This is a genomic window from Agromyces italicus DSM 16388, assembly GCF_000421545.1.
Lineage (GTDB): Bacteria > Actinomycetota > Actinomycetes > Actinomycetales > Microbacteriaceae > Agromyces > Agromyces italicus.
Map to the genome: position 1 here is coordinate 258,770 of NZ_ATXF01000004.1, position 14,811 is coordinate 273,580.

Consider the following 14,811-nt stretch of genomic DNA (forward strand, 5'->3'; position numbering starts at 1 on the left):
CTGCGAGCCGACTCTACTTAAGCCCGCGGGGCGGCACCAATCGCCGCTCCGTACGCGGTCGTCCGAGAAGCCGGTGTCGGATGCCACGACTACGCTTCAATCCATGGTCGAAACCGGTCCGGGGCTGCGTTCAGGTGCGACGCCGCTCGCGGTGCGCATGCGTCCGACGAGCCTCGACGAGGTGGCCGGCCAGCGTCATCTGCTGACACCGGGCTCGCCGCTCGTCGCCCTCGCCGGAGATCGATCGGGGGAGTCGGGGTCGGTCTCGGTGATCCTCTGGGGGCCGCCCGGTACGGGCAAGACGACGTTGGCCCAGGCGATCGCGCGTTCGTCGGGGCGCAAGTTCGTCGAGCTCTCCGCGGTGACGGCGGGCGTCCGCGACGTTCGCCAGGTGATGGAGGAGGCGCGGGCGAGCCGTGACCTCTACGGGCTGTCCACGGTGCTGTTCCTCGACGAGATCCACCGCTTCACGAAGGCCCAACAAGACGCATTGCTGCCCGGCGTCGAGAACGGCTGGGTGATCCTCGTCGCCGCGACGACCGAGAACCCCTCGTTCTCGGTGATCTCGCCACTGCTGTCGCGCTCGTTGCTGCTCACGCTCGAGCTGCTGAGCGACGACGACCTCGGCCTGCTCGTCGACCGAGCCGTCGCCGACCCGCGTGGGCTCGCGGGCAGGGTCTCGCTCGGCCAGGAGGCGCGCGCGGCGATCGTGCGTCTCGCCTCCGGCGACGCGCGGCGGGCGTTGACCGCCCTCGAGGCGGCGGCGGTCTCGGCTTCGGCGATGCCCGATGGTGTGGCCGAACCGGCGGAGTCGGCCGAGGCGGCCCGGTCCGCCGGCGACGGCGTCGAGCCGGGGGAGCACGAGGCCGGCGTCAGCGCCGAGGCATCCGCACCGCCCGTCATCACCGCCGACATCGTGGCCCGCGCGGTCGACCGCGCCCTGTTGCGCTACGACCGCAACGGCGACGAGCACTACGACGTGATCAGCGCCTTCATCAAGTCGGTTCGCGGGAGCGATGTCGACGCCGCGCTGCACTACCTCGCCCGCATGATCGAGGCGGGCGAAGACGCGCGCTTCATCGCCCGGCGCATCATCGTGCTCGCCTCCGAAGACATCGGCCTCGCCGATCCGCAGGCGCTCGGCGTCGCGGTCGCCGCCGCCGACGCGGTGCAGCTCATCGGAATGCCCGAGGGTCGCATCCCGCTTGCGCAGGCCGTCGTGCACCTCGCGACCGCACCGAAGTCGAACGCCGCGTACCTCGGTATCGACAAGGCCATCGCCGACGTGCGCGCCGGCAAGGCGGGGCGGGTGCCGAAGCATCTCCGCGATGCGCACTACCCCGGAGCGAAGCGGCTCGGGCACGGCAAGGGCTACCGCTACCCCCACGACGATGCGATCGGCGTGGTCGCCCAGGCGTATCTGCCCGACACGCTGCGGGGCGCGGTCTACTACGAGCCGACCGAGCACGGCAACGAGCGCGAGGTCTCGGCGAGGCTCGCGAAGCTCCGCAGGATCGTCCGGGGCGGGCGCTGAGCCGGCCATCGCCTCGTGATATCATGGTCGCTGGCCTGAAGCCAGATCCTCGAGCGCGGCTGCGAGAGGATCACCGGCGAACGGGTGCGATCTGTAGCCGATCCACCCTTGGCGAATCCCTCTGACACAGATTTCCGGTGCACGATCGCGCCGGCGATTCACTTGAGATTCTTCCGAAAGGACATTCGTGTCGAACCAGTCACGCAGCAAGACCCGACTCTCCCGTGCGCTCGGCGTCGCCCTCACCCCGAAGGCCGCCCGCTACATGGAGAAGCGCCCCTACGCTCCCGGTGAGCACGGGCGCACCAAGCGCAAGCAGGACAGCGACTACGCCGTTCGTCTGCGCGAGAAGCAGCGACTTCGCGCCCAGTACGGCATCCGCGAGAAGCAGCTGAAGATCGCCTACGTCGAGGCCAAGCGCACCGCCGGCCAGACGGGCGAGAACCTGGTCGAGCTGCTCGAGATGCGTCTCGACGCGCTCGTGCTCCGTGCCGGCTTCGCGCGTACCATCACGCAGGCGCGTCAGTTCGTCGTGCACCGTCACATCCTCGTCGACGGCCAGCTCGTCGACCGCCCCTCGTTCCGCGTGAAGCCGGGCCAGCTCGTGCACGTCAAGTCGCGCAGCGAGGGCACCGAGCCGTTCCAGGTCGCCGCCGCCGGCGGTCACGTCGACGTGCTCCCCAAGGTCCCGGGCTACCTCGAGGTCGAACTCGACAAGCTCCAGGCGCGTCTCGTGCGTCGCCCGAAGCGCGCCGAGGTCCCCGTGACCTGCGACGTGCAGCTCGTCGTCGAGTACTACGCCGCTCGCTGACGCGAGTCGTCTCGAACAGGGGTCGCGGGGTTTCCCGCGGCCCCTGTTGCGTCTCCCGGCGACGGTCGCCCGCTCGCCGCTAGACTGATCCGAGGCGTGCCGAGCGCACGGCGCCGGCGAGAGATCGAAGAGGGAGCACCCGTGAAGAGCATGCTGTGGTTCACCGTCGGCGTCGCGGCCGGTTTCGTGGTCGCGCACCAGGTCAACCAGACCAAGCAGGGTCGCGACTTCTTCTCGTCGATCGATGCGAAGGCCCGCGCGTTCGGCAACGCCATCGCCGAGGGCTACCACGCCCGCGACGCCGAGCTGCGTGCCGACGGCGACGCCTCGGCCGCTCGCTGAGTCCTCACCCTTCCCTCCGGCCCGACACGCGGGCTCGACCCCAGAACGGAACCATGCAGACTGCCGACATCCGCCAGCGTTGGCTCGACTTCTTCGCCGACCGCGGCCACACCGTCGTCCCCTCGGCCTCGCTCGTCTCCGACGACCCGACGCTGCTCTTCACCGTCGCCGGCATGGTGCCGTTCGTGCCGTACCTCACGGGCATCGTCCCTGCCCCGTACCCGCGGGCGACGAGCGTGCAGAAGTGCATCCGCACCAACGACATCGAAGAGGTCGGCAAGACGCCGCGCCACGGCACCTTCTTCCAGATGAGCGGCAACTTCTCCTTCGGCGACTACTTCAAGGAGGGCGCCATCTCGATGGCGTGGGAGCTGCTCACCACGTCCGAGGCGGACGGCGGCTACGGGTTCGCGTCCGAGGAGCTCTGGGTCACCGTCTACGAGGACGACGACGAGGCCATCGAGATCTGGAAGCGCGTCGCGGGTCTTCCCGACGAGCGCATCCAGCGACTCGGCAAGGACACGAACTACTGGCACACCGGGCAGCCCGGCCCGGCGGGCCCCTGCTCGGAGATCTTCTTCGACCGCGGCCCCGAGTACGGCATCGACGGCGGCCCGGCGACCGATGACGACCGGTACGTCGAGATCTGGAACCTCGTGTTCATGCAGTACCTCATCACCGATGTGAAGTCGAAGACCGACTTCACCGTCGTGAAGGAGCTGCCGAAGAAGAACATCGACACCGGCATGGGGCTCGAGCGTGTCGCCTTCATCAAGCAGGGCGTCGACAACATGTACGAGATCGACCAGGTGCGGCCGGTTCTCGACCGCGCGTCCCAGATCTCGGGCCGACGCTACGGTGCCGACCACGAGGACGACGTGCGCATGCGGGTCATCGCCGACCATGTTCGCTCGGCGCTCATGCTCATGAGCGACGGGGTGAGCCCGTCGAACGAGGGCCGCGGGTACATCCTGCGTCGGCTCCTCCGTCGCAGCATCCGGGCGATGCGCCTGCTCGGCGTCGAAGGGCCGACCTTCCGCGAGCTGTTCGCGGCGTCGCGCGACGCGATGAAGGCGGCCTACCCCGAGGTCGCGCGCGACTACGCGCACATCGAACAACTCGCGCTCGGCGAGGAGGAGACCTTCCTCCGCACCCTCTCGGCCGGCACCTCGATCCTCGACCTGGCTGTCGCGAAGACGAAGGATGCCGGGCACCGGGCGCTCGCGGGCGACACCGCGTTCCTGCTGCACGACACCTACGGCTTCCCGATCGAGCTGACGCTCGAGATGGCCGACGAGGCCGGCCTCGCGGTCGACCGGGTCGCCTTCGACGAACTCATGACAGCGCAGCGCACCCGCGCGAAGGCCGACGCGAAGTCGAAGAAGAAGGTGCTCGCCGACCTTTCCGTGTACGCCGACTTCCGTGCCAAGGGCGAGACCGTCTTCACCGGCTATTCCGAGCTCGCCACCGAGTCGAGCGTGCTCGGACTCCTCGTCGACGGTCGACCCGTGCAGCGAGCGGTCGCCGGGCAGACGGCCGAGGTCATCCTCGCCGAGACCGCGCTCTACGCGGAGTCGGGCGGACAGGCGCCCGATCAGGGCCGCATCGTCGGCGACGGCTTCGAACTCGAGGTGCTCGACGTGCAGAAGCCCGTGAAGGGGCTCATCAGCCACACGGCCAAGGTCATCTCCGGGGAGATCGGCGTCGGCGAACGCGCGACGAGCCTCGTCGACGAGGACTACCGCCGCGGCGCGACCCAGGCGCACTCGGGAACGCACATCGTGCACGCCGCGCTCCGCCAGGTGCTCGGCCCGAACGCCCACCAGTCGGGCTCGTTCAACAAAGCCGGCTACCTTCGCCTCGACTACGGCTGGAACTCCGCCCTCTCGGCCGAGACCCGCAGTGAGCTGGAGGAGATCTCGAACACCGCGATCCGTGACAACCTGCAGGTGGTGACGCGCGAGATGGCCCTCGATGAGGCGAAGTCGCTCGGCGCCATGGCGCTGTTCGGTGAGAAGTACGGCGATGTCGTGCGGGTCGTCGACATCGGCGGTCCGTGGTCGCGCGAGCTCTGCGCCGGTACGCACGTGACGACGAGTGCCGAGATCGGCATGATCAACATCGTCGGCGAGTCCTCGGTCGGTGCCTCGAACCGCCGCGTCGAGTCGCTCGTCGGTCTCGAGGCGTTCCGTCGCTTCGCCGCCGAGCGCGCGCTCGTCAACGAGCTCACCACGTCGCTGAAGACCCGCCCCGAGCAACTCGTCGACCGCGTCGGCGAGCTCGTCGCGAACCTCAAGACGGCCGAGAAGAAGATCCAGGCGTTCGAGGCGAAGGCCCTGAACGACCGGGTGCCGGCGCTCGCGTCGAAGGCCGCCCGGGTCGGCGAGGTGCTGCTCGTGGCCGAGCCGGTCGGCGAGCTCGGCTCGGGCGACGAACTGCGCGCGCTCGCGCTCTCGGTTCGGGGCCAGCTGGGCGATGCGTCGAGCGTCGTGGCCCTCGCTGCCGCGGTCGGCGGCAAGCCGCTCGCGATCGTGGCGACGTCTCAGGCTGCACGTGACCATGGAGCGAACGCCGGAGCCCTGGCGAAGGCCGCGGCCGGCGTGCTCGGCGGCGGCGGCGGCGGCAAGCCCGACCTCGCCCAGGGCGGCGGCAGCGACGTGGCGGCGATTCCCGCGGCGCTCGAGGCCGTACGACGCGGCCTCGGTGGATAGCCATCGCATGCGCACCGGAGCGAGGCTCGGCATCGACGTCGGCCGCGCACGTATCGGGGTCTCTCGGTGCGACGCGGGCGGGGTGCTCGCCGTGCCGATCGAGACGGTCGCGCGAGCGAGTGACGGCGATGCCGACGTGCGTCGCATCGTCGAGCTCGCGGAGGAGCACGAGGTCATCGAGTTCGTCGTCGGGCTGCCCCTCTCGCTCTCGGGCGGGTCGACGCCGTCGACCGACGACGCGCTCGAATTCGCCGCGCGGCTCGGGCGCGCCGGCGGGGGCCTGCCGGTGCGGCTCGTCGACGAACGACTCTCGACCGTGAGCGCGCAACATGCCCTACGGGCGAGCGGCAAGTCGTCGAAGAAGCAGCGTCCCGTCGTCGATCAGGTCGCAGCCGTTATCATTCTGCAACACGCGATCGACGCCGAGCGGGCCGCAGGCCACGCACCCGGCCGCGTGCTCGACCTCGACGAAGGGCCCTCACCCCTGTGACCCAGCTCCCCCCAGAGCACCCCGACACCGACGCCCTCGCCGCCGATTGGCGTGCGATGCTCGGCGGCGATGCGCCGACGACGGGAGCGGTACCCGCACTGTCGACCGGGGCGACCCCGGTTCCAGGTCGACCGATGACCCGGCGTGAGATCCGTGAGGCCGAGCAGCGCGCGGCGGCACAGGCCGAAGCCGAGAGCGTTGCCGCCCCGGCTGCGGCCGGAGCGACCCCGTCCCCGCAGCCGGTCGTGCCCGCGATGCAGCAACAGCAACAGCAACAGCAACCGTTGCAGCCGCTTCGACAGCCGCAGACGGCACCGCCGCTCGCCGAGCCGTCGCGAGCGCCGCAGCCGGCCGCTCCCGCGCAGCCGCGTTCCGCCTTCGACGCCCATCTGGCGGGCGAGGCGCCGCCCGTCGTGCCGCGCCCCGACCTCGTGCCGACGTCGGCAGCCGAGCACGCGCCGTCCGCCTCGCCGTTCGCCGACCTCCTCGGCGATCCGCATCAGTCGGTCGACACGTTCGCCGATTCCGAGCCCGTGCGGCGCAAGCCCTCGCGTGCCGAGCGTCGGGCCGCGGCATCCGGCCCCTACGACCACGACCACGATCACGACGAGAAGCCGCGCCGTCGCGGCGCGTGGGGCTGCCTCATCGGGCTGCTGATCGTCGCGGCGCTCGGCGCCGGCGCCTTCTTCTTCCTGCAGAGGCCGATCAACGCGCTGATCGAGCGTTTCGAGCCGGCAGCCGACTACGAAGGCGCGGGCACCGGTGAGCTCGTCTTCATGATCCACGAGGGCGACACGGGCGAGTCGATCGGCGCGAACCTCGTCGACGCCGACGTCGTGGCCTCGACCGGGGCCTTCCTCGAGGCCGTGGCCGAAACCGAACCCTCTCCCGTGTTCTATCCCGGCGCCTATCAGCTGGCCGAGCAGATGAGTGCGCAGGCCGCGCTCGACGCGTTGCTCGACCCGGCGAACAAGCTCGAGAACACCTTCGTCATCCCCGAGGGCACGGCGACCGTCGATGCCCTGACGCCCATCTCGGAGGGCACGGGCATCCCGGTCGAGGAGCTGCAGGCCGCCGCGGCCGAGCCGCCCGCGAGCTACGGCCTTCCCGCCGAGGCGACGAACCTCGAGGGCTTCCTGTTCCCGGCGACGTACACACTCGACCCGAACCTCGACGCGCACGCCGTGCTGCAGACGCTCGTCGATCGCCAGTTCCAGGCGCTCGACGAAGCCGGTGTGGCACCCGAGGATCGCTGGAAGACCATCGTGCTCGCCGCGCTCGTGCAGCGCGAGGCGGGCCTCAAGGACGACTTCTACAAGGTGTCCCGCGTGTTCCTCAACCGGCTCGACCCCGCGAAGTGGGAGAGCGGCCTGCTCGAGTCCGACGCAACGGTCGCCTACGGCACTGGCAACACGCACCTCGTCACGACGACCGACGAGGAGCGTGCCGACCCCGCGAACCGGTACAACACCTACGTCCATCCGGGGCTTCCGGTCGGGCCCATCTCGAATCCCGGCGACCTCGCGATCGACGCGGCGGTGCACCCGGCCGACGGTCCGTGGCTGTTCTTCGTGACCTGGAACCTCGACACGGGCGAGACGATCTTCTCCGAGACCATCGAGCAGCACGATGCCGCGGTCGAGAAGTGGCTCGCCTGGATGGAGGAGCACCCCGAGTATGGCTGAGCCGCAGCTCGCGACGACGGGTGCGGGCACGAGCGCCCGCCTCGCGGTGCTCGGTTCGCCGATCGCGCACTCGAAGAGCCCGCTGCTGCATCGGGCCGCGTACGTGCGACTCGGCCTCGACTGGGGGTACTCGGCGATCGAGATGACCGGCGATCGCCTTCCGGCGTTCGTCGATGCTCTGGATGCCACGTGGCGGGGCCTCTCGCTCACGATGCCGCTCAAGCAGGAGGTGCTGCCGCTGCTCGACGGGATCGACGAACTCGCGTCGCTCACGGGTGCGGCGAACACGGTGCTCTTCGACCGGCGGCGACGCCTCGGTTTCAACACCGACGTCGGCGGCATCGTGCGCACGCTGGGGGAGTCGGGCATCACCGGGATCCGCCACGGGGTGCTCATCGGCGCCGGGGCGACTGCCGCGTCGGCGCTCGTCGCTATGGCCGAGCTCGGGGCCGAGGCGGTGCGGGTGTTCGTTCGCCGGCCCGGTGCCGCCGCCGAACTCGACTCGCTCGGGCGCCGCGTCGGACTCGTCACCACGGAGCATCCGCTCGCCTCGCTCGCCGACCTCGGAAGCGGCGACGCCGAGCTCGTGATCAGCACGGTGCCCGGCGGCACCGACCTCGGGGTCGCGCCCAGGGCGGCGCTCGTCGCGGCCGCGGCCCTTCTCGACGTCGCGTACGACCCCTGGCCGAGCCCGCTCGCACGATCCTGGGTCGAGTCCGGGGGCACGGTCGTGCACGGCCTCGGCATGCTGCTGCACCAGGCGCTCCTGCAGGTGCGCATCTTCGTCAACGGCGACCCGTTCGCGGAACTGCCGGACGAGCGCGACGTGCTCGCCGTCATGCGCGAGTCGCTCGCCTGACGCTGTGGAAGGATAGGAGTCATGCTCCGTTGGCTCACTGCCGGAGAGTCGCACGGGCCTGAGCTCGTCGCGATCCTCGAGGGTCTTCCCGCCGGTATCCCCGTCTCACTCGATTCGATCCGCGCCGATCTGGCGCGCCGCAAGCTCGGCTACGGCCGCGGGGCGCGCATGAAGTTCGAGCAGGACGAACTGGCGATCTCGGGCGGCGTCCGTCACGGCCTGAGCCTCGGCAGCCCGATCGCCGTGCGCGTCGGCAACACCGAGTGGCCGAAGTGGCAAGAGGTCATGAGCCCCGAACCGATCGACGCCGAGCGGCTCGGTCGCGGGCGGGGTGCGCCGCTCACCCGGCCTCGCCCCGGCCATGCCGACCTGGTCGGCATGCAGAAGTACGGCTTCGACGAGGCCCGCCCCGTCCTCGAGCGGGCGAGCGCCCGCGAGACGGCCGCCCGGGTCGCGCTCGGTGCGATCGCGAAGTCGTTCCTCGCCGAGCTCGGCATCCGGACCATCGCGCACACCCTCTCGATCGGCCCGGTGCGGGTGGCCGAGGGCGCCGAGCTGCCGCTGCCCTCCGACATCGATGCGGTCGACGCCGACCCGCTGCGCTGCTTCGACGCGGAGACGAGCGCCCGCATGGTCGCCGAGGTCGACGACGCGCACAAGTCGGGCGACACCCTGGGCGGGGTCGTCGAGGTGCTCGCGTACGGTGTGCCGCCCGGCCTCGGCTCGCATGTGCACTGGGATCGCCGACTCGACGCGCAGCTGGCCGCAGCGCTGATGGGCATCCAGGCCATCAAGGGCGTCGAGGTCGGCGACGGCTTCGAGACGACCCGCCGGCGCGGATCGGTCGCGCACGACGAGCTGCACGCGGTCGGCGGCCGCATCGCTCGCGGCAGCGACCGCGCCGGCGGAACCGAGGGCGGCATGTCGACCGGCACCGTGCTGCGCGTGCGCGCCGGCATGAAGCCCATCGCGACCGTGCCGCACGCGCTGCCGACGATCGACGTCGCGACCGGCGAGCCGGCTGCCGCGCACCACCAGCGGTCCGACGTGTGCGCGGTGCCCGCCGCCGGGGTCGTCGCCGAGGCGATGGTCGCCCTCACCCTCGCGAACGCCGTGCTCGAGAAGTTCGGCGGCGACTCCGTCGACGAGACGCGCCGCAACCTCGCGGCCTATCTCGACGCGATTCCCACGGCCCTGCGCACTGCGGGTGCGGAGGGCGCGGTCGACGCCGGTGTCTGACGACTCCCGACTCGGGCTTCCCATCGTGCTCGTCGGCCCGATGGGGGCGGGCAAGTCGCGCGTCGGGCAGCGGCTCGCCGCTGCGGCGGGGGCACCCTTCATCGACACCGACGCCCGCATCGCCGAACGGTACGGCGCCATCGACCAGATCTTCGCCCGTGAGGGCGAGGAGTACTTCCGCGTGATCGAGCGCGAGGTCGTCGCCGAGGCGCTCCGGGAGGAGGCCGTCGTCTCGCTCGGGGGCGGCGCCGTGCTGCACGACGACACCCGCGACGACCTCGCACGCCTCGCGGTCGTGTGGCTCCAGGTCTCGCGCGAGGCCGTCGCCCCGCGTCTGGCGGGCGGCAACCGCCCGCTCATCGCCGACGGCGGGCTCGACCGATGGTCGGCCATCCTCGAGGCCCGGCGCCCGCTGTACGCGGCGGTCGCCGACCTCGCCATCGACACCTCCCGACGCTCGGTCGGGCGGATCGTCGACGACATCACCGAGCACTTCGGAGGAGAACGATGACGGTAGACGACGAGCGCACGACGATCCGGGTCGGCGGCGAGTCGGGCTACGACGTGGTCGTGGGGCGCGGGGTCATCGCCGAGCTCGGCGACGCGCTCGGCAGCGCGGTGAAGAAGGTGCTCGTCGTGCACCCGGCGACGCTCGGCGCTCGTGCTGCTGCGCTCCGCGAGTCGCTCTCCGATCGCTTCGAGGTGCTGCTCGCCGAGGTGCCCGACGCCGAGGCCGGCAAGCGCGTCGAGGTGGCGGCGTTCTGCTGGCAGGTGCTCGGGCAGGCCGACTTCACCCGGACCGATGCCGTCGTCGGCTTCGGTGGGGGCGCGATCACCGACCTCGCCGGCTTCGTGGCCGCGACGTGGTTGCGGGGGGTGCGCGTCGTGCAGGTGCCGTCGACCGTGCTCGGCATGGTCGACGCCGCGGTCGGCGGCAAGACCGGCATCAACACGAACGAGGGCAAGAACCTCGTCGGCGTCTTCCACCCGCCGGCCGCCGTCCTCTGCGACCTCGACGTCCTCGACACCCTGCCGAAGAACGAGATCCTCGCCGGCTTCGCCGAGATCGTGAAGGCCGGGTTCATCCGCTACCCCGAGATCCTCGATCTCGTCGAGGCCGATGTCGACGTCGCGACCGATCCCACGACGCCCGAGTTCCGTCGCGTGGTGGAGCTCGCGATCCAGATGAAGGCCGACGTGGTCTCCGAGGACCTCACCGAGCAGGGGCTCCGAGAGATCCTCAACTACGGGCACACTCTCGGCCACGCGGTCGAGCACGCCGAGCGCTACCAGTGGCGGCACGGTGCGGCCGTCGCGGTCGGCATGATGTTCGCCGCCGAGCTCGGCCGCCTCTCGGGGCGGCTCTCCGACGAGGTCGCCGATCGACACCGCCGGGTCCTCGACCTGCTCAGCCTGCCGACGAGCTACCCCGTCGGCCGCTGGAACACCCTCCTCGCCACCATGCAGCGCGACAAGAAGTCGCGCGCGGGCCAGCTGCGGTTCATCGTGCTCGACGATCTCGCGAAGCCGACGGTCATGCAGGCGCCCGACCAGTCGCTGCTCTTCGCCGCCTACCAGGAGATCGGCTCGTGACCGAGCGTCGGCTGCTGCTCGTCAACGGCCCGAACCTGAATCTGCTCGGCACCCGTGAGCCCGAGATCTACGGCTCGCAGACGCTCGACGACGTCGAGCGAATCGTCGTGGATGTCTCGGCCGCGCGCGGCTTCGAGGTGCGTGCCGTGCAGTCGAACCACGAAGGCGTGCTGCTCGACGCGATCCACGATGCGCGTCTCGATTGCGCGGGCATCGTGATCAACCCGGGCGGGCTGACGCACACCTCGGTCGTGCTCCGCGACGCGCTCGCGGGCGTCGACCTTCCGGTCGCAGAGGTCCACATCTCGGACGTCTCGCAGCGCGAGTCGTTCCGCCACCACTCGTACGTCGCCGATGTCGCGGTCGTGCACGTCGTCGGGGAGGGCGTCGCGGGCTATGCAACCGCGGTCCGGCTGCTGCTCGACGTCATCACGGGCCGCGCCGAGGGCTGACCCCGGGCGGCTGCGACAACTCAGTCGCCGCGTGCGTAGGCGAGGCTCTCCTCGACGATCGAGACCACGACCGCGAGTTCTGCGGGGTCGCGCGGGCCGTAGACCATGAACTCGGTGCCGAAGTCCTCGTACTGGTGCGGCTCCGCCCAGCCGAGCTCGGTCAGGCGTGCGCCGCGCTCGACGGGCAGCACGAGGTGCACGCTCGTGTCGTCGACGCCGTGCAGGTGCACCGGCTCGAGCCGGCCGTCGGGGAAGAGCGAGGTCTCGGGCGTGCGCGCGGCCTTCATTTCCGCGAGGAAGACGGCGCGGGACGATTTCGGCGACACCTGGCTGTGCCCCTCGATGACCCCGGGGAGCGCGAACACGCTCGCCACGAGACGGCCCCACAGCTCGGGCGTCGCCTGCTGGTCGAGTTGGTGCTGCGGCCCCTCGGTCGAGACGGTGGGGCGGGGTCCGGGGCGCGGCGTGTCGATCACCACGACAGCCTAGGGCATCGCGTGCGGCGCGAGCGGGAGGCATCCGGGGCGCATTGGCATGCCCGGAGCGCAGCGACTACACTCGATCGACTGAACTTTCTCGGGCCGATTCCGGCCGAGCCTCTTCGCAACTGAATGGATCGTAATCGCATGGCAAGCACCGCTGACATCAAGAACGGCGTCGTCCTCTCGATCGACGGCCAGCTCTGGAGCGTCATCGAGTTCCAGCACGTCAAGCCCGGCAAGGGCGGTGCCTTCGTGCGCACCAAGCTGAAGAACGTCGTCAGCGGCAAGACCGTCGACCGCACCTACAACGCCGGCGCGAAGATCGAGATCGAGAACGTCGATCGCCGTGACTTCACCTACCTCTACAACGACGGCGACGGCTTCGTGTTCATGGACGCGACCGACTACGACCAGATCACCGTCTCGTCGACCGTCGTCGGCGACGCCGCGAACTTCATGCTCGAGAACCAGGCCGTGACCATCGCCCTGAACAACGGCAACCCGCTGTACATCGAGCTGCCCGCCTCGGTCGTGCTCGAGATCACGTACACCGAGCCGGGCCTCCAAGGTGACCGCTCGACGGGCGGCACGAAGCCCGCCACCGTCGAGACCGGCTACGAGATCCAGGTTCCGCTGTTTCTCGAGTCGGGTACCAAGGTCAAGGTCGACACCCGCACGGGCGACTACCTCGGCCGCGTGAACGACTAGTGAGCGCCCGTACCAAGGCGCGCAAGCGCGCGCTCGACATGCTGTACTCGGCCGACATGCGCCAGGTGCCGGTCGAGCAGATGCTCGTCGTCGAGGCGCAGAAGGCCGCGAACGAGCCCGAGCGTGCCGCATCATGGCTGTACGCGCGCGAGATCGTCGATGGCATCGTCGACCACCGCGCCGAGATCGACGAGCTCATCGAGACGAACTCGCGCGGGTGGACCCTCGAGCGGATGCCCGCGGTCGACCGGGCGCTGCTGCGCATCGGCGTCTGGGAGATCGTCTACAACGACGAGGTGCCCGACCCGGTCGCGATCTCCGAGGCGGTCGAGGCGGCGACCGTGCTGTCGACCGACGACTCGGCCGGCTTCGTGAACGGCCTACTCGCGGCGATCTCGCACGCGAAGGCCTGACCGGCCGCGAGACTCAGCGCGAGGCGGCCGATCCTGCTCACGCGGGGGCGGCCGCCTTCGTCATGAGTTCGGTGGTGAGGGCGACGACCTCGCCTGGTCCGTCGTGCGCGTCGAGGAGTCGGGCGAGGCGTTCGGCGTTGGCCGTGTGGGCGCGGTCGTGCGCGACCTTGCAGTGCGCGCGCAGCACCGCGCGGGGCGAGGGCCTGCCGGTGCGGAGGTCGACACCGGCGCCCGAACGCGCGAGGCGCGCCGCGGCTTCGGGCTTGTCGGCGTCCCCGCCCGCGACGATGAGCGGCACGCCGGCCGACAGTGCGGCGAGGATGCCGCAGTGGGCGATCAGCTCGGGCCACCACTCGGGAGCGGCCGTGCGCGGCGCTCCGTCGAGGCATCCGGCGCTGCCGCGATCAACACGCCCAGTACTGCCCTCGCCCGGTGTCGGGGCGCGGCACGTCGAGTTCGGTGACGCCGCTGGCGCAGACGAGGGCGGGGGAGTAGCAGGCCTCGTCGAAGATGCGCCCGTCGGGCGGGAGCCCGCGAGCGCGCGTTCGGATTCGTGCGTGCGCTGGAGTCGTCGCGTCAGCACCCGCAACGCGGCGATCAGCAGGCGGTCGCGCAGCCGCCCGAGGGTGCTGCGGGCGGGAGCGAAGCCGAACCCGGGCGGCGGGGTGCCGCGTTCGAGGAGCGTGACGCGCATGAGCCGGCACCATGCTGCGCGGCGACGGCGCGCCCCGCACTCGGGGGGTTCGCACGCCGTTGCCCTGAGGGCGCGTTCGGGGGAGGCCACGAGCGGGAATCAGCGGATGCCATGGCGACCCGGCGACGTCGCGCCGATGAGATGGATCTGCTGCCGCATCCGGCTGCCAATCCACATCACACCCTCAGAAAGGCATCATCATGTCCAGCACCGCTCTCGGCACCGGACGCGTCTCGACCGGTTCGGGCCTCGACTCCGTCCTCGAACGCGCGAACGACGCGCAGGCCGTCGTCCAGCGCTTCCTCGCCCGCATCGCCGTCCCGGCGCTCCGCGTCTCGCTCGGTCTCGTCTTCCTCGTGTTCGGCGCACTGAAGTTCCTCCCGGCGGTCAGCCCAGTCGAGGGCCTCGTCGTGCGCACCTGGAACGCCCTCTCGTTCGGTCTCGTCGACGGCTACGCGGCGATGGCGATCACCGGCTCGCTCGAGGTGTTCGTGGGCTTCGCCCTCGTCACCGGAATCCTCCTGCGCGTCGGTCTCCTGGCACTCGCCGGTGCGTTCGTCGGCATCTTCTCGCCCCTCGTGTTCTTCTCGGGCGAGCTCTTCACGACCGCGGGCCCGACGCTGACCGCGCAGTACATCCTGAAGGACGTCGTGCTGGTCACTGCCGCCATGGTCGTCGCGGCCAGGGCGTTCACGCGCCCCATCGGCCGTCGTTGAGGCGCGGATGTCACGGGGCCGCCGATACCCGATCGGCGGCCCCGTGGCATCCGGTAGACTCGATGCCAGTTGGCAACCTTTA

At 70.8% G+C, this 14,811-nt stretch carries 16 protein-coding genes; 14 read left to right on the plus strand and 2 right to left on the minus strand.

Annotated features, from left to right (window positions below):
* The first annotated feature begins 103 nt into the window (after positions 1-103).
* The 11 genes from H516_RS0101635 (at position 104) to aroQ (ending at position 11,716) form a co-directional block, all read left to right on the plus strand.
* Positions 104-1,534, plus strand: a complete 1,431-nt coding sequence (locus H516_RS0101635; protein ID WP_022887982.1) for a replication-associated recombination protein A — start codon at positions 104-106, stop codon at positions 1,532-1,534.
* Positions 1,535-1,721: 187 nt separating this feature from the next.
* Entirely contained in the window at positions 1,722-2,345 is a 624-nt protein-coding gene (rpsD, locus tag H516_RS0101640; RefSeq protein ID WP_022887983.1) for a 30S ribosomal protein S4, read from the plus strand.
* 141 nt (positions 2,346-2,486) lie between these two features.
* Positions 2,487-2,687, plus strand: a complete 201-nt coding sequence (locus H516_RS0101645) for a hypothetical protein (protein WP_022887984.1) — start codon at positions 2,487-2,489, stop codon at positions 2,685-2,687.
* 53 nt (positions 2,688-2,740) lie between these two features.
* Complete coding sequence (gene alaS / locus H516_RS0101650; protein WP_022887985.1) at positions 2,741-5,398, plus strand: alanine--tRNA ligase; 2,658 nt, start codon at positions 2,741-2,743, stop codon at positions 5,396-5,398.
* Positions 5,399-5,405: 7 nt separating this feature from the next.
* Entirely contained in the window at positions 5,406-5,888 is a 483-nt protein-coding gene (ruvX, locus tag H516_RS0101655; RefSeq protein ID WP_022887986.1) for a Holliday junction resolvase RuvX, read from the plus strand.
* On the plus strand, positions 5,885-7,573 hold the full coding sequence (mltG, locus tag H516_RS22600; protein WP_022887987.1) for an endolytic transglycosylase MltG: 1,689 nt from the start codon (positions 5,885-5,887) through the stop codon (positions 7,571-7,573). The genes ruvX and mltG overlap by 4 nt, the downstream gene beginning before the upstream one ends.
* Entirely contained in the window at positions 7,566-8,432 is an 867-nt protein-coding gene (locus tag H516_RS0101665) for a shikimate dehydrogenase (protein ID WP_022887988.1), read from the plus strand. The genes mltG and H516_RS0101665 overlap by 8 nt, the downstream gene beginning before the upstream one ends.
* A gap of 21 nt (positions 8,433-8,453) precedes the next feature.
* Positions 8,454-9,671, plus strand: a complete 1,218-nt coding sequence (gene aroC / locus H516_RS0101670) for a chorismate synthase (RefSeq protein WP_022887989.1) — start codon at positions 8,454-8,456, stop codon at positions 9,669-9,671.
* Positions 9,664-10,182: a shikimate kinase gene (locus H516_RS0101675; protein ID WP_245561689.1), complete on the plus strand. Its 519-nt coding sequence runs from the start codon at positions 9,664-9,666 to the stop codon at positions 10,180-10,182. The genes aroC and H516_RS0101675 overlap by 8 nt, the downstream gene beginning before the upstream one ends.
* On the plus strand, positions 10,179-11,264 hold the full coding sequence (gene aroB / locus H516_RS0101680; RefSeq protein ID WP_022887991.1) for a 3-dehydroquinate synthase: 1,086 nt from the start codon (positions 10,179-10,181) through the stop codon (positions 11,262-11,264). The genes H516_RS0101675 and aroB overlap by 4 nt, the downstream gene beginning before the upstream one ends.
* Positions 11,261-11,716, plus strand: a complete 456-nt coding sequence (gene aroQ / locus H516_RS0101685) for a type II 3-dehydroquinate dehydratase (RefSeq protein WP_026378299.1) — start codon at positions 11,261-11,263, stop codon at positions 11,714-11,716. The genes aroB and aroQ overlap by 4 nt, the downstream gene beginning before the upstream one ends.
* Positions 11,717-11,736: 20 nt before the next feature.
* On the opposite strand, the gene H516_RS0101690 is transcribed toward aroQ, so the two are convergent.
* A complete protein-coding gene (locus tag H516_RS0101690; RefSeq protein WP_245561690.1) occupies positions 11,737-12,192 on the minus strand; it encodes a luciferase domain-containing protein in 456 nt (151 codons plus the stop codon).
* Positions 12,193-12,342: 150 nt separating this feature from the next.
* On the opposite strand from H516_RS0101690, the gene efp reads away from it, so the two are divergent.
* Positions 12,343-12,906, plus strand: a complete 564-nt coding sequence (efp, locus tag H516_RS0101695; protein ID WP_022887994.1) for an elongation factor P — start codon at positions 12,343-12,345, stop codon at positions 12,904-12,906.
* Positions 12,906-13,319, plus strand: a complete 414-nt coding sequence (nusB, locus tag H516_RS0101700) for a transcription antitermination factor NusB (protein WP_022887995.1) — start codon at positions 12,906-12,908, stop codon at positions 13,317-13,319. Before efp ends, nusB begins: the two co-directional genes overlap by 1 nt.
* A gap of 37 nt (positions 13,320-13,356) precedes the next feature.
* Here the strand turns inward: nusB and H516_RS0101705 are convergent, their stop codons facing one another.
* On the minus strand, positions 13,357-14,013 hold the full coding sequence (locus H516_RS0101705) for a glycosyltransferase (RefSeq protein WP_022887996.1): 657 nt from the start codon (positions 14,011-14,013) through the stop codon (positions 13,357-13,359).
* A 200-nt stretch (positions 14,014-14,213) separates the two neighbouring features.
* Between H516_RS0101705 and H516_RS0101710 the strand changes: the two genes are divergently transcribed.
* A complete protein-coding gene (locus H516_RS0101710; RefSeq protein ID WP_022887997.1) occupies positions 14,214-14,729 on the plus strand; it encodes a hypothetical protein in 516 nt (171 codons plus the stop codon).
* Positions 14,730-14,811: the final 82 nt, after the last annotated feature.